12 protein-coding genes are annotated in these 18,898 nt (G+C 36.2%); 4 read left to right on the plus strand and 8 right to left on the minus strand.

Annotated elements, in window-relative coordinates:
• Positions 1 to 45: 45 nt before the first annotated feature.
• The 4 genes from ACXIUD_RS06245 (at position 46) to ACXIUD_RS06260 (ending at position 5,641) form a co-directional block, all read left to right on the plus strand.
• Positions 46 to 1,848, plus strand: coding sequence for a DUF262 domain-containing protein (locus tag ACXIUD_RS06245; RefSeq protein WP_458051765.1), 1,803 nt, complete (start codon positions 46 to 48; stop codon positions 1,846 to 1,848).
• Complete coding sequence (locus ACXIUD_RS06250) at positions 1,845 to 3,845, plus strand: GmrSD restriction endonuclease domain-containing protein (protein ID WP_458051766.1); 2,001 nt, start codon at positions 1,845 to 1,847, stop codon at positions 3,843 to 3,845. Before ACXIUD_RS06245 ends, ACXIUD_RS06250 begins: the two co-directional genes overlap by 4 nt.
• 23 nt (positions 3,846 to 3,868) lie before the next feature.
• The gene (locus ACXIUD_RS06255; RefSeq protein ID WP_458051767.1) at positions 3,869 to 4,456 is read left to right on the plus strand and encodes a hypothetical protein; all 588 of its coding nucleotides are present in this window, start codon (positions 3,869 to 3,871) and stop codon (positions 4,454 to 4,456) included.
• Positions 4,457 to 5,293: 837 nt separating this feature from the next.
• Complete coding sequence (locus ACXIUD_RS06260) at positions 5,294 to 5,641, plus strand: hypothetical protein (protein WP_458051768.1); 348 nt, start codon at positions 5,294 to 5,296, stop codon at positions 5,639 to 5,641.
• A gap of 27 nt (positions 5,642 to 5,668) precedes the next feature.
• Here the strand turns inward: ACXIUD_RS06260 and ACXIUD_RS06265 are convergent, their stop codons facing one another.
• The 8 genes from ACXIUD_RS06265 to ACXIUD_RS06300 all read right to left on the minus strand — a co-directional run.
• Positions 5,669 to 8,911, minus strand: coding sequence for a type I restriction endonuclease subunit R (locus ACXIUD_RS06265; protein ID WP_458051769.1), 3,243 nt, complete (start codon positions 8,909 to 8,911; stop codon positions 5,669 to 5,671).
• On the minus strand, positions 8,908 to 11,493 hold the full coding sequence (locus ACXIUD_RS06270; protein ID WP_458051770.1) for a GmrSD restriction endonuclease domain-containing protein: 2,586 nt from the start codon (positions 11,491 to 11,493) through the stop codon (positions 8,908 to 8,910). The genes ACXIUD_RS06265 and ACXIUD_RS06270 overlap by 4 nt, the downstream gene beginning before the upstream one ends.
• Positions 11,486 to 13,324, minus strand: coding sequence for a DUF262 domain-containing protein (locus tag ACXIUD_RS06275; protein ID WP_458051771.1), 1,839 nt, complete (start codon positions 13,322 to 13,324; stop codon positions 11,486 to 11,488). The genes ACXIUD_RS06270 and ACXIUD_RS06275 overlap by 8 nt, the downstream gene beginning before the upstream one ends.
• Before the next feature lie 3 nt (positions 13,325 to 13,327).
• A complete protein-coding gene (locus tag ACXIUD_RS06280) occupies positions 13,328 to 14,488 on the minus strand; it encodes a restriction endonuclease subunit S (RefSeq protein ID WP_458051772.1) in 1,161 nt (386 codons plus the stop codon).
• A gap of 91 nt (positions 14,489 to 14,579) precedes the next feature.
• Positions 14,580 to 15,446 (minus strand): RhuM family protein, encoded by an 867-nt coding sequence (gene rhuM, locus ACXIUD_RS06285; RefSeq protein ID WP_458051773.1) that lies wholly within the window; start codon positions 15,444 to 15,446, stop codon positions 14,580 to 14,582.
• Entirely contained in the window at positions 15,443 to 16,015 is a 573-nt protein-coding gene (locus ACXIUD_RS06290; RefSeq protein WP_458051774.1) for an ORF6N domain-containing protein, read from the minus strand. The genes rhuM and ACXIUD_RS06290 overlap by 4 nt, the downstream gene beginning before the upstream one ends.
• A gap of 5 nt (positions 16,016 to 16,020) precedes the next feature.
• Entirely contained in the window at positions 16,021 to 18,096 is a 2,076-nt protein-coding gene (locus ACXIUD_RS06295) for a type I restriction-modification system subunit M (protein WP_458051775.1), read from the minus strand.
• Positions 18,097 to 18,547: 451 nt separating this feature from the next.
• Positions 18,548 to 18,898 (minus strand): energy transducer TonB (locus tag ACXIUD_RS06300; protein ID WP_458051776.1); only part of this gene is annotated, 351 nt, incomplete at its 5' end.

Here is an 18,898-nt window from a genome sequence, read left to right on the forward strand (position 1 = left end):
TTAGCTTCGAAAGTATTGTTGACAGAAAAAATTAAATAAACAGCTATGCATACAGACTATATAGACTTTAGACCCATCAGTTCATTAAATGGCCTTCACTTTGTGGTAAAAGATTACCAACGTGGCTATAAATGGGAAGAGCAACAAATCAGGGATTTATTGGATGACCTTGACAATCACAATCACGGCAAGTATTGTTTACAACCCCTAATCGTCCATCATGACAAGGATGATATCGAATTAATCGATGGGCAACAAAGAATAACCACCATTTTTCTCATCTTTTATTATCTCCTCGACCAGCAATTTTATAAACTCTCATACCAAACACGTGCTAAAACCAAAGAGTTTTTAGATGGGGACTTGTATTTATTAAAACAATATACAAGCTCGGATTGGAAATCATTCAGAACTGAAAACCCTGCCTATGACAATGTTGACATCTATTTTATTTTTAGAGTCTATAAGGAAATAGGTAAATGGTTCGATGAAAAAAATATACATGTCGATGTATTCCTTGACAAACTTTTAAATCAAGCGCATGTCATTTGGTACAATACATTCAGCAACTCCTCCTCCGGTCAGCTTGTCAACCCAGAAACAATCTTTTTAAATCTCAATGCAGGGAAAATCCCACTTACAAATTCTGAACTGATTAAAGCACTGTTTATTTTGGATATTCAAAAGAATTTTTCAGGTGAAATCGGAAAGCTGAAAGCATTTGAACTAGCGAGTGATTGGGACAGGATTGAAAACCAGCTTCAGGATGATACATTTTGGTCTTTTATATGCGATAATGATTATTATGACAGTCTGGATACCAGAATTGATTTAATTATCGATTTGGTGAATGGAGTAACCACAATCAATACCGACAAGGATAAGAAAACCTCTTACAGAATCTATGATAAACTTTTTCAAGAAGGCGAAAAGCTTGATTGGCAAGTCATCAAACAAAGTTTTAACAAAATAGAAGAATGGTATTTTGATAAAGAAATCTACCATTATATCGGCTTTTTAATTGTCACAAGATTGGAAAAACTCTCAAGCATTGTAAAATTCAGTAAAGGTCAAACGAAAGAAAAGTTTAAAGAATTTCTTGCAGATAAAATCCGGGAGCAATTTTCAAAAACAAAAAAGGAAGGTGACCAGAAAATCCCCATTTACAAAACTGAAAACCTTCATTACGAAAAATACCGAGCCGCTTGCCAACACGTCCTACTGCTTTTAAATATCAAAGACTATCTCAATCGTTCTTCCCAAGAAAAGTTTCCCTTTGATCTTTATCTAAAGGAGAAATGGAGCGTAGAGCACATCAATCCACAAAACCCAAGAGGATTTAAAACCATCAGAGAAGTCAAAGAATGGCTGGACTCTTACTCACATTACTTTAAAGAAAACGCTGATGCCAATCAAACTGACCTGATTGAAAAAATTGAATTCCTATCACACAGTTTTAACAGAAAAAGAGATTTGGATTCAAAATTCGCAGATTTCCGCTTTGAGAAAGAAGAGCGAGAAATCTACGATCAGGTAATTGAAAAAATAACGGATGAATTATCTCTTCATGAAATAGGAAACCTATGTCTTCTTGACCGGAACACCAATAGCAAATTGGGCAACAGGGTATTTCTTGAAAAGCGAAAAGCCATCATGGAAATTTACTTCAAAGAAAGATCAAATGAAAAAACAATATATATCCCTAACTGCACTAAGGATGTTTTCCTCAAAGTCTTTTCGAAAAATAACAGCAGTATCACAGATACTATTTTTGGATTGAATGATATGCATGACTACACACGTCATATCTCTCACCAATTATCCAACTTTTACCTAAAAAAACCATGAATAAAGGCAATCAAATAAGTTTTTGGAACTTGATTTCTGAATATAGCATAGAAATCCCAACGATTCAAAGAGACTATACCTATGGTAGAAATAGTGCCATTGAAATCGGTCTTAAACTTACAAAATCCATTTTAGCTACGTGTAAATTACCCTTCAAAAACCTTCATTTGGACTTTATTTACGGAAAATTAGAAGGAATAGAGAATTTTCACCGTCTTGAAAAAAATAAACATAGCATTGAGTCATTGTTGCATTCGATCAAAAGTTATGCTGACAATCTTCACTTAAATGTCCGTTACGAGACAACCGAAAAAACAGATTTGAAATCTGAAATCGTAACTTTCATACCATTAGACGGGCAGCAGAGACTTACAACATTATTCCTGATCCATTGGTATTTTGCATTCCTTCGAAAGGATACTGAAAGCCTGCATGTATTAAAGAGGTTTACTTATACCACTAGAAACAGCTCTAAGGAATTCTTACAACTTATTTGTAGTATGAATTCTGATGAGGTGACTCTTGAAAATGGTCTTGTAGAAGGCATCACCAACCATGAACTATTTTTCAATTCCTGGAAGAAGGATCCCACTGTCAATAGTATGTTGATCATGTTGGGACACATTGAAAAATTTGTATTGGATCAACCTTTTTCTCTTACAACCGCATGGAAAAGATTAACTGAAAGTGATTCAGTAACCTTTGATTTTTTCGACCTAGATGATTTCGAACTTGCAGATGAACTGTATGTGAAAATGAATGCTCGGGGAAAGTCCCTTACAGGATTTGAAAATTTTAAGGCATGGCTGCTCAAAAATTTCAAAGAAGAAATCGGAGACGGGGCAATCGGGAAAAAACTGGACATCGATTGGTATGATCTCTTTTGGAAAGATCAGGAAGATGTTGAAAAAATCGACGACCATTATCTTCAATTTTTTAAGAATCTGTATTTGAGTGATTATCTACTGGAAAACTACGGTGAAGACAGTTCAGCATCAGAAATCAACACAGATAAGAATGTCGAAATCCTACGAAGTAAAACTGAAAAGAATCTAATTCCTTTGTTTGAAAACAATGGAACATTCTCCAAAAACATTCAGCGCTACATCAACCTATTGGACATATTTTCCAAGATGGAAGGTGATTATCTTTTTAACCCAAATTTTCAGAAAAGTTCACTTTTGGAATTTTTCTTCAAGAATAATCAAGGATTAAATTATCCAGAAAACACCTATCACTATGCCTTATCCAGATACCTGATTGAAACTAACGGAAATCTAGCTTATTTTGGACAATGGGCCCGGGTGATGGGAAATCTAATTTTCAATACTCCTATTGAAACAGCTTACCTGCATAGAATTGCCTGTATGAGTATTGATACCTTGATCCGTACCATTGGCTCTGAAAATGTCTATCAAAAAATTGCCCAGTTAGACGGGGGCATTGAATTCTTTGATGGAGAACAAGTCCATGAAGAAATTCTCAAGGCAAAATTGATTATTGAGCACCCGGAAATAAACTTTGAGAGGCAGTTTATCGAGTTTGAGTCTCACAGGTACTTTTATGGTCAAATCGGTTTTATTCTAAAAATCGCCAACTACAACTTCGATGATTTAGTAATAAAAGGCGGTAAAATTCAGGCTTTGTTTTCGGAAGAGGTGCTGAATCAAACTAACCACCTGTTATTTAGGGCATTCCTTTCTCAGATGGACACCTTTTTCAATTCTGAAAATCATTATAAATATTATTTCCCCAAAAATATCAGAGGGACGCTCAGGGAAAGAAATGAGAACTGGAGGAGGTTTATCAAAGGAAATCTTGCTTTAGTAGAACAAGTCATTGCTCACCAACACTTGGATGAAAACAACATCATTCCTAGTCTAGAATCAATTTGTCAGAATTGGAAAACCTCTGACAACTATATACGGGCCATTCTTACAAACCCAACCGTCCTGAACTATGCTAACCAACACCATATTCGAAAATACCATCATTGAAAACTTCAAAAAAACAAGATCAAATGAATTATTGGCTTCATAGAATTTCTCACTTAGCGGAGTTGTCTTATCCCCTGTTGGACAGAGGATACCTGACTATTGGATTTTCGGACTTTTCATTCAAAGAAATGATCGATTGTGTTTTAGCTGATGATTGGGATTTCTTTAATCAACAGTTTCAGGACTTCTGGGGCCGTCTTCCCCGATCAAGGCATAGCCTTTGGAATTTTCTAAAAATGTCCAAGGGAGACCTGGTGATAGTTCCAAGTCAAGGAACATTTGCTGTCTGCGAAATCACGGACCAAAGACCTTTATTGATTGCCAAGACATTTTCAGAAGGTTTAAAATCTTGGGACGATAAGCCCGTTTCCACGAATGGAATTCACTTAATTTCTCCACATGGGAATATCTTCGATTTGGGTTTTGCCAGAAAGGTAAAAGTACTATACAAACAAATCCCAAGGGACAAGTTTGCAGATGCCCAATTGACCGCAAGAATGAAAATCAGACAAACCAATGCGGCCATCAATGACTTAAAAACAAGCATTGAAAAGAGCATTGAAAATTTCAAAAAGGGCAAATCAACGAATGGGCCACCAATCAAATCCTAGATTACAAAACCAATCAGGAAAGTATAGCAGATGGTTACAATAAAGTTGCCTGGGTAATTACAACAGCCAACACTTTCAATGAAAAGTCTGAAAACCTCGCCAAAGAAAATGAAATCCAATTGATCAATGGACTTGAATTTTCTAAAATGTTATTGAATGCTGGATTCAGCTCCATGAATACTTTCCTGTAAGTAGGAAGAAATATTTAAAACGAATAAAACAATACAACCATGAATGATCAGGATTTTCTAAGCATTAAAAACCTGAAATGGCTCCCTTGGATAGGAAGTGATTTCTTCAATCTACCTTTAAATTATATGGGAAGAAAAAATTAATAATGCTTATGCCAAAACCTCTACTATCAAAGACAAAGAAGGAAAAGAAACTCTTTTGATCTTTATCAAACATACAAGTCAGAGATTTAGCTGGAGTCAATGGAATGACTATTTAAATAGAAAAATCCCGCATGAAATGGGTTGGTTAGCTGAACAAGTGAAATAAGATAGATGAGTTCATGTTTCTTAACCTATTTGAACGGTATAAAAAACGGGCACAATTACATATCGATAAGGGGGAATGTAACGAAGCCTACACGATCCTTTTGCTCCGCAAAGATACTGTGAAACCTAAAATGACTTTGATAATTTCGTGACCTATGAATCAGTTGCCACAAGGTTAGAGTTTACGGGTTCAAAAAGAAACATCTTCAAAAGCTCTTTGCTTAAAATAGCCATTGAAAAACAAAGAAGAGGATACCGACCCAAAAACTCCCCACCTGTTCAAAAATTTTGGCACGACTATTATCATTTCAAAGAAAAGGAATATCCCAGTCTGTACATGAAAAAACCCGGGATAGTACCTTTTAACAGTGATTGGCCCATGCTCTTTGATTCAAGGTTAAAAGGGGTTTCCTTCCTACACAAACTTAAACAGGGTAATGTAGATGCGACTTTTTACGGATTCCCGGAAGAAATGGAATTTATCGTCAAGCAAAATTTACCCAAAAACGCCAAACTTCAGAAGCACAGTAAATCATTTTCCATCCGGATCTACTCTGGCGTTATTGATCGAACAAAAGATTTTGAAAGCCAAAAAGATGCAGTAAAAAAGGGCTTGGACAACATCCTCTTTATGAGGGACTGGATCCTTGAAAAAGGTCTTTTGGACAGGTTGGAAATAAGATGACACCAACAGTTTTTGGATTATAAATTTTTAATACCTTCCGTATATGCTCTTCCCCCCACCATAATATTGATTTTTCAAATGCTCATAAACCAAATTAGTCCTTAAATCAATATCATCTATTTGATATGTCGGATACGGCAAGGTTTCAAACAATGTCTTACTCACAGCATTAAATACTGCGGCTGCCGTTACTGATTTGTCTGCCCACTGTTCAACTTTTAATTTCTCATGCTTCAATTCCTCCAATAACTCAATCGAAATTTTCTTGATTTCGTTTTTCTCTTTTTCTTCTAACTTTTTACCTTGTCTGAGGATGTCGAAGATTGCTTTTTGCTCATCTGTCAGCCCTTCTCGCTTGGTATCGGCCTGTTCTTCTGAATAAGAATTAACAAGTTCTATTAATTTTCTGAAAGTTTCTTTGATTACAACTTCGTCCTTACCTCTGTTGTATGCTTCAATTATTTCCTGGTAGCGTTTGTAATAGTCTACTGTCAATGGATTGTGTTCTACCATTCGTTTGAGCTGCTTTTCTATTTTTTCTTTCAGAGACTGAACGGCTGTATTTTTATTTTTAGTCTTCAAAAAATATTGCTCTAATAAATCAAAATCCAATCCGCTAAGGTCAATGATTTTCCCTTCGTTGTGGCTTGATTCGGCCACCATATTTTCAATGGATTCATCCACCACATGTTGGATTTTCCGCATGAGATCAGCTACGTCTGCACTCTCAACATTGTCTTCAATAACGGAGTAAATTACATCAATGGCATTCTTTCTCATTGCGTATTGATTTAATACTTTATCGGGTTGCAGGGCTTTGTATTTTTTGAAAACTTCCCTTGCCAAAACCTGAAATTTACGTTTGGTTTCGTCATTGGTATAAACAGCATTTACGGCTTTTTCCATTGCTGCCAACTTATGCAGGCCGTCAGCAAGGATAAGCTCCTGTAAGTCGAAACCTACTTCATCCCGTAAAAAGGTTTCAGTTGCCTCAAGGGACTCTTCCAATTTGTTGATAAGTTCCTCTTTAGGTTTTACAGGGGGCTCCGGCTTTTCACCTCCACCGCCTTCCTCCCGATGGCTATCGGGATCTCCACCTGATCCATAAATGGCCAAAGCATCCAACAAGGCGGAATACGTTTCAATATAGTCCACAATTAAACCATTATTTTTACCTTCACTGATCCTGTTGGCCCTTGCAATGGCCTGCATCAAGGTGTGGGACTTCAAAGGCTTATCCAAGTACAGCGTAGAAAGGGTCGGGACGTCAAAGCCTGTAATCCACATGGCACAAACAATCACGAAACGGAAAGGGTCATCTTCATCTTTAAACCTTGTTTCAAGGTCTTGGGTATTCATTTTTTCTCGATGTGGCTCAATATCTAAATCCCATTTCTGAAACTTTTGAATTTCGTTTTGCTCTGAACTCACCACTACACAAATTTCCGTTTCTTTTATCCATTGTAGTTCCCGGCTTTTCTCCAACAATTCCTGGTCGCCATATTTTCCTTTGGCAACCTCTTTTTCCAATTGCTCAACCGTCAGTTTCCAATGGTGTGTGATTAAATCATACATTCTCACGGCTGTGAGTTTATCCAATGCTACAAACATTCCTTTACCTTTATAGCCACGGTTGCAGAAATGCCAAACGGCATCTTTAGCAATGGCACCCAACCTTTTCTTGGCAGTAAGTATAGGATATTCTCTTGCGAAAAGTTGCTCCACTCTACTGCGTTGGTCACTGTCTAAATCCTCACTTTCGGCATCAATTACTGCTCTGATTTGCTCATTGATAATTGGATTTTTTAATCCTAAATACTCGCCTCGATTTTCGTAATACAAGGGAACAGTCGCTCCGTCATCTACACTTCTTTTAAAATCGTATCGAGAAACATAATCACCAAAAATTCGCTTTGTAATTTCATCGTCTTTAAAAAGTGGTGTGCCTGTAAAGCCTATGAATGAAGCATTTGGCAGGGCATTACGCAGGTTCATGGCTAAATTCCCACCTTGTGTTCGGTGAGCTTCGTCCGAAATGACAATGATATTATCCCGCTTAGTGATTTCTTCCTCGAAATTGAATTTATGAATGAGTGTAAACAAATAGCGGTGTTCTAAACTTAACAATTCCCTCAAATGCTTTCCGCTATTGGCTTTCAACGAATCTCTAGAGCCTGCTTTCACTTGTGGCACCGCACTCACACCACTGAAAGTGCCGTAAATCTGGGTATCTAATTCGTTGCGGTCGGTAACTATCAGAAAAGTATAACTGCCTGTAAACTTATGGTGAATCTTCTGGCAGAAGAAGACCATTGAGTATGATTTTCCGCTTCCCTGCGTATGCCAAAACACACCGAGTTTTTGCTTTTCTTCTAAGCTGATTTTACCCAGCTTGTAGAGCTCTTCTTTATGCTGAATATTCTCAATGGCCTTATTGACTCCGATAAATTGATGATTTCGGGCAATGAGTTTAACTACTTTACCCAAGGAATTATCAAATAGGATGAAGTTTTCAAATAAATCCAGAAATCGCTTTTTCTCGCAAACACCTACAATGATTCTATCCAAGGCAACAATACCTTCATCTTCCTCAGTAATCCGCTTCCATTCATGGAAATGCTGATACTTACCAGTAATGCTTCCAATACGGCTTTCAATGCCATTACTTAAGAGTACAAATGCATTGTAGTAAAAAAGTTTGGGTATGACGTCTTTATAATCCGTAAAGTTATCGTTGTAGGCATTTTCCAATTTTCGATGGGCTGCCTTTAGCTCTACAAACAAAAGCGGGATGCCATTTACAAAACCAATAATATCGGGTCTTCTTTCTCGGTTACTTTTGCCCTGAATCCACAATTGGCGAACCGCTAAAAAGTTATTATTTTCCGGATCGTCAAAATCAAAAATTTTGAGTGTTTTATTTTTTATATGCTCACCTTTTTCGTTGATGAAGTCCACAGGGATACCATTACGTAACATTTGGTGCTTTTCATAATTGATTTCAGCTAATGATTTGGTGATGCTTTCTTCAGTCAATTTTTCATAGGCTTCCTCATACGCTTTTGTTGGCAAGCCCGGGTTAAACGCTTTGATTTTCTCGAAGAATATCTTTTTGAGTACAACTTCTTTTTTGTTCAGTCTTCCCAAAGTACTACCTTCCCCAAAGCCTTCCTTGTTAAATGCCAATAGTGTATCCCAACCCAATTGATGGAAAAATAAATCAATGGCGGTCTGCTCTATTAAGTTATCTTCTGAGTATTCCCAAGTCATACTAACAATTTTTCTAATTGTTCTTCAACATCAGAATACTCGTCTGTATCAAATATTCTAACCCAGTGATCATTAGCTTCTGTAAATAATTCGTTTGTTGGTCTAAAATTCGTCCTAATTACATATTTATGCTCTCTTTCAATGTTTTCAAATTTAACAGAAACGCGACTATCTTCTTTTGTAAATTCTGATAATAAAGGGGTGTTATTTTGTGAGTTAAAATACTTTGATGTCCAATTATTTTTATCTTTGAACAATATGCTCCAATAGTAAGAGTTTAATTCACTGTGTCTATTTAATCCATTCCATTTTTTGCTGGTCTCTAGCAGACAGATTTCCATTTTACTTTTGTCCCAATAATCAATTTGATTTTGACCACATCTATTGTAAATTAAAGGAGATTTTAAAAAGCATCTCCTCCAATCTGTAATTAACTGAATTCCATCTTTTATTTCATTAATACAAAATTCTGCGAAATTCTGCGAATTCGATAGTTGATACTTGTCGAGAATTACTTTTATGTTCTGACTTTTGTTAAAATTTCTTAAATAACTCTTCCAACTCCTGTCCCTTTCTTTTCCTGTATTATTAACTAAACAATCATCTTTTAATAAAAAATAGTTTTCACTATTTGCCATTAGACAATTTCTAAACAGATGTGTTTCTGAATCCGATAAATCTGCCTTTAATCCATTAGAATCAAAAACTTCAAAAATTGCGTTTTTGAAGTTTTTAAATTTATCCAAATCATAATTTTCATCCACTTTACTCCAATTAAGCAAAAAACGAATTTGTCCCAGGAAATAGCCGTGCTCCTCAATTTTATTTATGCTCTTTAGCCACTTACTATCATTTGTAATTAGAGTTGCTTTTACAATTTCTTCTTCAAATTGGTCATTAACGAATCTTCCCTTAGGCACATTATTTCTTGGGTGTAAAGTAAAATATTTATTAATTGAATTACTTCCGTTGATTCCATACACTTCAAAACACCATATCTTAAAGGTATTTAAAGTAGTTTCAAAATCTTCTATATCGTCTATGAATGTATTAGATAGAGTTGAAAGATTCCTTATGATTCTCATCCAAGAATTGAATTCAAATCTTAAACTTTCATTGATTACTATTTCATTTGTTTTGTTTACAATGCAAAAATTAATCATTGCATAGAACAATAAGAAAGTTTCGTAATCGGTACTTTCCGAAACAAACAAGTCGAATACTGAAGTATTTTCTTTCGCTAGCCGAACTGAATCAATCAACTCTGAAATGTCATGTTTCACATTGTTTTCGTCTAAGTATATCAAATTATCAAAAACATCTAAGGCATATTTAAAGAAATCCTCATTAAAAAAGCCTGTTTTATAAAAAAATGGAAACAAAAGGACAATATTTTTTTGTATTGCCTGTTCCATTAGTTTCCTCTTTAGATTATTATCATCATAATCTTGAAAAGGAATTAATCTTCTGATATTTGCATCATTGATATCATAATTGTATGATGATACGTTTTCAATAAAATATAATCCTATTAGACGTTTGAGGAAAATCAAAAACCCCTGTTCAACTGAATCAACAATTATTTTTTGATTTTCATGTGAAGTATCAACTGATATTGCGTTTTTAGCAAACTTATTCCAAAATAAATCTATCCAGTTACTATCAATGTTCCCCCTCCATTTATTTTGAATAGTTTCATCCACATTGTTGATTCGCATTTGTTCTTCAAGCGAGGATTTGAAAATGTCAAAAGGCGACAATTCCTTCCCTCTTGCGTTCATCTTCACGTATAACTCATCCGTTAATTCAAACTTTTCTAATGGGAGTAAATGAAACGAAATAGATCCCTTTTCAAGTTTCCCCCATATATCAAGCCTTTTGTTTTCATTTAATTCATTTAGTCTTGAGTCTATTTCATCCAACATTACCAACATGGCTTTAATCGTTGGGTCGTTATTCCATGCCCATAAAAACCAGCATTGATTCTTTATCGTAACAGATAATCGAGTATTGTATAGCTGCTTTTTTAGCGAATCCAATTCCTTACTTATTAAATCCTTTTTTTCTTTTTCATCAATTGTCTCATGAGGCTCAATATTCAGATAATCAATTTTTTTGATTATCTCACTTTTCGCATTTGAATGCTCAATTTTTAACTGTTCAATGGAATGTTGAACCAACTCATTACAAAAATCTTTGCTTGAAATTCTCGTTTCATAAGAAAAAATAGAAGTTGTCGAGCCATTTACGTTTTGATATAAGAGAGGTAACTTTTCTTTTGGTATAAAATACCAATGTAACAGAAAAAGGGTTGTTAATCGTTGCTGCCCATCTAAGGGTGTAAACGTATTATCTTCCGCTGTAGAACCATATATAAAATCAAGAAGTAAAGGGGTGGATTCATCTGAAATAAGATTATCAATTATTGCAGACAAAAAGTTATTTCTAATTTCGGTTGCTTTCGCATCAATTCTTCCTTGAGCATAATCTCGTTGGATAACCGGAACGAGAATTTTCTTATCATTTATCAACTCTAAAAATGATAAATCAGATTTTAACTCTGCGGTATCGTTATTATTCATCTTTGTCATTTTTTAGGATATAGTCAATGTTTTCGTGAATTGCCTTTAAATATGATTTGCTATCTGTTTCTTCCCAACTGTTTTTCCATTGAGTGCTTCCATCATCCTGTTTTGAATAGTATTTGAGAAATAAGTTTTTAGTGCAATTAGGGATAAAAATTCCATTCATGTCTTTTTCAATGATTACTTGTCTTTTAGAAGCAAATAAGGCATTACCGTATCCACGATTAGTACCTGAATCCAATAAAACTAAGTTGTCTAAAGTGTCTTTACTTTCATTTACATCCTTTTGAACTATCGTTATAATTTCTTTATACAGCCCAGAAAACCGATCATTTCTATCACGTCCAAATTCCTTTAACTCTTTTATTAAAACATTAACATCGTCTATGATACGATCCCAATGAGGATGTTCTGATTCAATTTGAGGGATGAAAGTGAGCCAAACAATTTTGTCCTTTATTTCTTTCAAAGGATTCTCTGTTTGCGAGCCCACATGTTCCACATCCCAATCATACATTTTTAGTAAGTCGAATGGAAATCTGTAGTAGGAGTAATAATCTTGGTTATTAATCTTTTCATTTTGGTTGTTTTGTTGGCGAACACAAGTTTCAATATTGAAAAATAGCAAAAGACGTTTGCACTCTGTTTTGTTTTCAGTATATGAAAAGGTGTCGATTTCTTTAATGCCGTATTTTATAAGTTTATTAGCAATTAAATCTTGTAAGGACTTCACAGTTTCAGACTTGTTTTTGCCTTTACAAGCGTTAAAAATTGTAGGCAGGTCAATTCCATTGTAGACTAGGTATCCGACATAATGATAAATTTCACTGTTTTCATACCAATATTGGAAAGTGTGATATACTTCTTTAACTTTTTTCCATCCTATTGAAAAATTATCGATTTTTAGCTTTAACCACAAATCATCTGTAGTTTTATCATATAAATTTTGAAACTTTCGGTATGAGAAATCAGCATCATGCTTTTCTATTTTTTCTGTAAGAAAGTCAAATATTAAATCAATTCTAGTCGCAGGATTGTAGTTCTTATTAGTCAGGAAATACCAAAATCGATTGTCTTGCAACTTATTTTCAATTTCGTTCCATTCAAAAGCAAATTCGTTCAGAATTAATTCTTCAGTTTTTTTTCCATCTTTTTTCTCTCTGGCTTTCAAAACAAATAATGCTTTTATCAACTCTGCATTGGTTAAGCTGATTTTCCCTTTGTTTAGATTGTTAAAGATTTTTATAGACTCAATTTCTTCATCGTTATCTGTAACGTACCAGATAACTTTCACTTGAGCTACATCTTCACTTTTATTAAACAACACCTTCTCAAAAGCCGAGTAATCTATTTCATCTATTCGGTCGTCAAACCATTTTTCAATGATTCGTTTTGCTTCAAATACATGGAAACTATCAATATCGGCATCCTTTACAGGGTTTTCGAAATCCATTATACCCCTAGTTTGATATTCAATATTGTAAGCTTTAGATTTTATAACAAAAGGTGTTCGAGATCCATTTTTTAGAAAATTAATGAGAAGCAGAAGTGTAGTAAGCCGTTGTTGTCCATCAATAACGATCCATTTATTACTTTGCTTATTTTTTTTAACAACTATTGGTTGTAGGCAATAAAAATCTGTTTTCTTTTTCTCATCGTTTCTTGCAAAATCCCAAATATCTTTTAACAAATCTTCAACTTGACGGTCGTCCCATCTATAGCCTCTTTGGTATGATGGGATGTAGAAATGGTGTTCGCCATCCAAAAGCTCTGCCACAGCTTTTAACCGAAAATTAGGATTCTCCTTGTTATTAGTTATTTCTGCCATATTTCACACTTCTATTTGTCCATTCATTAGTTTTGGTAATAAAATATCCCGTGCCTCTCGGAGTTTGGAGTTTTGCTTTTGAAGATTCCAAATAAGTTCAAAGTTTGGTCTAACAGAATTATCAAAGTCAACCATTAAATTGTGTTTTACCAATGGTATTTTTAATTCTTTTCCTAATTCTTTTGCTGAAAGTTCTATTTGGTTTGTAGAGCCTTTACCCATATTTTCAATTGCCTTCTCAAAATAAAATAGACATTGACCGAGATATAAAGGTGTTATTAGGTTGTTAGCCCTAACTATTGTAACATGAGAATCTACGGTTGAAATGAATTCATCCTGAATATTAATAGCTATTCTTCCGAGAGTTCCCGTTCCTGTTGAGTTTATTAGCGTATCAAACTTATTTAAAAAGCGTTCAGGAGAAATCTTTTTTTCAGGATTAGTAAGTCTTGAAGGCTCATAACTAATAAGATGGTCTCGAATACATTTTTGATTTAAAACTACTATTCCATCGTCTTCAACATAACTAGGTGAAACTCCTCTTTTTAAAACTCCTGCAAGATCTCCTAATATGATTTCGGCAGTCTTTTCTGAATTAATTAAATCAATAAACATCAATCTCGCCTTCTCCTCCAACAACTTTATCCGCTTCAAATTATTCTCTATCAAATCATCATAAGCCGATAAAATGGAAGCGATTTTGCGTTGGGTGGGGAGTGGGGGAAACGACAATTTGATTTCCCCTAAATCAGTTCGAGATAATTCTAATTGTTGAGTAGAACCTTTTCCAAGCGATTCAATTAGTGGTTCATTCCTTCTAATTAAATGACCAAGAAAAAAGGGATCTACATCATCTTTTGCTCTCACAATTGTAATATGTGTATCAACAAGTTGTGTTTCTTCTAAATCAGCTTTGATTTGAGCCGTTCTTCCAAGCGTACCCCTGCCTGTTGAATTAATAAGAATATCTCCCTTTTTCAAGATTTTATCTTTTGGGTATGTTTTCTGGCTATCTGTAAACCTCGAAGGAGAGTAATCAATTCGGTTGTCTCTTATACACTTTTGGTTAAGAATAACAAAACCGCTATTCTCAACATATTTTGGTGAGACCCCTCTTTTAATATATGAAGTTTTGTCTGCTAATTGTGCTGTCTCCCATTTCATAACGCAACGTCTTTATAGTTTTCAGCAATGGTTTTTGCCAAAGCAACAGCTTCTTCGTTCAATCCTTCCAACTCGAAATGCATTCTTGTTTTCATACCTTCTCCTTTTCTAATTGTTCCAAAATCAAATGGAGCATACTGTCTTCCATTTTTGAAAAGGCAAACCACTTTTTACCTAAGTCTTTCAAAGATGCTCCCAAATGATAGAGTTCTTTGCCATCAATAATCAAAAATCGGTCGTGGCTGCTTTTGAGTTCTTTTAGTTCAAAGCTGTTGTGGTATTGCTCATTTGCTTTTTGTAGGTCTAGGAGGAATTGTTTGCTCACCAATTTGGTAAATAAAGTCACTTTTACTTTCTCAGTCTTTTTTGCCAAATGGGTAATCGTGCTTTCGTCTATGTAATTGTCAATCAACATGATTTCCTTCTTGGCTTTTTTAATCAATTCAGAGGCAAAAACATAAGCGTCAAAAATTTGTCCATCGAAAAAGATACCTTGCTTGGGTGGTTCTTGTGTTTTAAGTTGCAGGGAGATTTGCTTTACTTCGTTTGATAGCTCTTGAAAATTATTTTCTATTCTATCCATTCGCTGGCTAAATGCATAGCCTTTTAGCAAATAATCTCTTAATACATTGGTTGCCCAAATACGAAATTGAGTACCTTGTTTTGATTTTACTCGATAGCCAACCGAGATGATAACATCGAGATTGTAAAATTCAATGCGCCTCTTTACTTTTCTATTTCCTTCCCGTTGAACTGTCAAGGATTCCTTGACGGTTGCATTTTTTTCAAGTTCTCCTTCTTTGAAACAATTGTTTATGTGTAAGCTAACATTTTGCTTAGTCTGACCAAAAAGATTAGCCATTTGTGCTTGTGTCAACCAAACCGTTTCATCTTCAAGTCTAACCTCAATGTGTTCGGCTAATTCACCTGACTGGTATAAAATAATTTCATTTTTCATTGTATTGAAGGTGTTATGGGTGAAAAACCACTTTTCAATAAGGCATAAGCGTCAAAAATTTGTCCATCGAAAAAGATACCTTGGCTGGGTTCAATTTTACCCGCTTCCAATGCTTTAAAAATCTGCTCTACTTTTTCATCGGTTTTGAGTTGCTTTAATTCCACCTGAACTAATCGCTGAAAAACGGAGGCATTGTTTAACAAAAATTTTCGCATGGCAACAAATGCTTGCATGATTTGAACACTTGAAGAAATTGCTCTTTCAGAGTTTAACACGGCAGATAACATGGCTACACCTTGTTCCGTAAATACCCAAGGTAAATACTTTCGATGTTGCCCTCTCCCTGATTGATCGTTTAAGGTGCCAATTTGGAACCTTAGCGCTTCCCACTCTTCATGGTTCAATTGAAAAGCAAATGTTTCCGGAAATCTGTGTGGATTCCTTTTTACTGCCCTGTTAATGAATTTGGTTTCGGTTTGATAAAGTACAGCCAAATCACTGTCCAACATCACTTGAATGTTTCTTAACGTATAAATTCTATTTTCAATATCAAGTTGACTCAACTCCATAACCATCAGATTGAAATACTTCGGTAATTTTCAGCGATGCTTTTCGCCAATTCAATCGCTTCTTCGTTCAATCCTTCCAGCTCAATATGTATTTCGTTCAGGCGTTCTTCGTAATCAAAATCCTCATCGTTGGCGGTGTCCACGCCTACATATCTGCCTGGGCTTAGGCTCCAGTCTTTGGCTTCAATGTCGCTTTGGGTTACGACTTTGCACAGTCCTTCCACATCGGTGTAAACGCCATCGGGAAAACGGCTGGTAAGCCAATGGGCTTGTTTGTAGAAATATTCGGTTTCGTGCAGCAAGCCAGGTTCTTCCTCATCTGGGTTTCCGCTCAGTTGTTGTTGCAAGGCTTTCAAAGGCGCAATGCATTGCGCTTGTACATCTAAGGCTTTCCAATCCTTGTTCTTGCTCAGTTGGTATTCTTTGGTGGCTGTGCTAATGGCATCGATTAATTGCTTGATGAGTTTATCTTGTAGCTTACGCAAGTTCTTGCAACCTTGGGCTATGGGCTCTAAAGCATCTTCCGTGGCACTTGCTTTCTCTGCTAAGGCAATCAAATTGTTTTGCATTTGCTCCACTTCATCTAAACCTTCCAAAATAAGGCTATCCGCAAAGGCTTGGGTATTCTTGTCTTGTTCCGCCAGCTTTACAGCAAAGTCCACTACAACTTGATGCGTCTTCTTGAATTGACCTTGAAGGTCTTTAATGGCCTGTGCAGTTTCACTAGCGAGATCGGCAGCTGTATTTAAATACCCATGTATGGTAGTTTCAAACTTTTGGGTATTGCCTCTATACAGGTTTACAATGCAAATCAGGTTTTGCAATTGCTCGTGGCTAAAGTCGTTTACCTTGCTGGTTACTTTGCGGTAAATCTTCCTTGCATCCAGCATCAAGACTTTGTCTCTCTTTTCTTCATCCTGCTCCTTGGCCCGATCAAAAAACCAAAGGGTGCAAGGCAGTGAACGGGTATAGAAAAAGTTGTTGCCAATGGCCATCATCACATCTACCGCTCCTGTTTTTACCAACTTCTCCCGAATGTCTTTTTCGCTGTGTCCTGCATCGCTGGCAGAGGATGCCATTACAAAACCTGCCCTGCCTGTTGGTTTAAGGTAATTATAGAAATACTGAATCCACAAATAATTGGCGTTGTCGTTTTTGGGCAGATTGACTTTGCCGTCCAATATCAGGCGTGGGTCCTTCTTAACGGCATCTTTGGCTTTGTCAACCCCATCCACATTAAACGGAGGATTGGCCATCACAAAATCGGCTTTACCCACCATATCTTGTTTATCTTCGTAAAAAGTGTTGCCTTCCTGTATGTTGCCTTCCAATCCGTGAACCGTTAAGTTCATTTTTGCCAACTTGGTATTGAGGTCGGCTTTCTCCTGTCCGTAAAAAGTAACTTTCTCAGCAGGTTTTAGTCCTTCGCTTTCAATGAAGTAACCTGTTTGCACAAACATACCCGCACTGCCGCAGGCAGGGTCGAAAACAACACCATGATCAGGTTCAATCACGTTTACAATGGTTTGCACCAAACTCATAGGCGTAAAAAACTCTCCACCTTCCTGTGCGCCTGTCATGGCGAATTTGCCAAGGAAGTATTCGTAAATCTTTCCAAACAAATCGCCTTCGGCTTTTTGCAATACTTCTTTATTGAAAATGCGGAGCAGTTCACGCAACAAGTCTTTACTGAAAATCGAAAAGTTTTTGGGCAAAACCCCTTTGAGGTTGTCGTATTCCTCCTCAATCAGTTTCATGGCATTGTCAATGGCTTCGCCAATATCAACACTTTCCGGCAATGAAACGAGGTAGTCAAATTGTGCCTGCTCAGGCAAGAACATGGCATTTCGCTCTTCAAAATCCTGTTTGGTTACTGGGCGCCTTCCCCGTTGTGGGTGGAATGGAAGAGATTTTTCGATTTCTTCCTTGGCTTTGAGAAATCTGTTGTAGGCATACCTTAAGAAAATCAGCCCCAATACGGGCATGGAGTATTCTGAAGCAGTCAGTTTACTGTTGGCTCTGAGTTGGTCTGCGGCTCTCCACAGTTCTGCTTCCAGTTGGCGAAGTTGTTTTCCTTGCATTATTGGTATTTTTTAAGCCGAGCAAATCCTCATTGGCTCTTTTACTGATAGATGGATAATTTGGTAACTCTAAAAGTTGTTGGATTCATTTGTACCATCTCAAATCATTTGTTTTGGCTTTCAGAAATAATTACAACCCAAATTAAGCAATTTTGGCAAGAAATGATTCGTGGGTGTACAATAATCTACTTACTTTTTCTTTTTCAATGAAATCAACAATCCAACTCCAAATTGAGTAAGCGTCGCAAAAAAGCCCAAAAGTGTCGATTTTTATAAATAAGCGTTCAACTGAACTTTAAAATATTCAAAAAATTCCACTCTATCTCCTCAACAAAAAAAATCCCAACCCCGCATTTCAAGCACACAGGATTGGGATTTCATTGAGCAATAGAAGGCAATTATCTTAATGCTGACAAACAAAACAGCACGGTTATGCAGTCTTGCCTCCCCATCAACTCAACTTAAACTTAATCGGAAGTCGCATGCGTACAGCAACTGCTTCGCCTTTTTGTTTGCCCGGAATCCAGTCTGGAAGCAGCTGTACTACCCGTAAGGCTTCTTCATCGCAGCCTCCTCCAATGCCGCGAAGTAATTCATGATTTTTGACTTTACCGTCAGCATGGACTTCAAACATTACATAGACGGTACCCTCTATACCCGCATCTTTTGCTTGCTGAGGATACTTAAGGTTGGCTGAAAGGAAGGCATTGAGGGCATCCATCCCACCGACAAACTCGGGCGCATCTTCTACCAGATCAAAAATTTCTGGCTCTTGAGGTTCTGCAATGGGTACGTCTATTAA

The organism is Mongoliitalea sp., assembly GCF_054166905.1.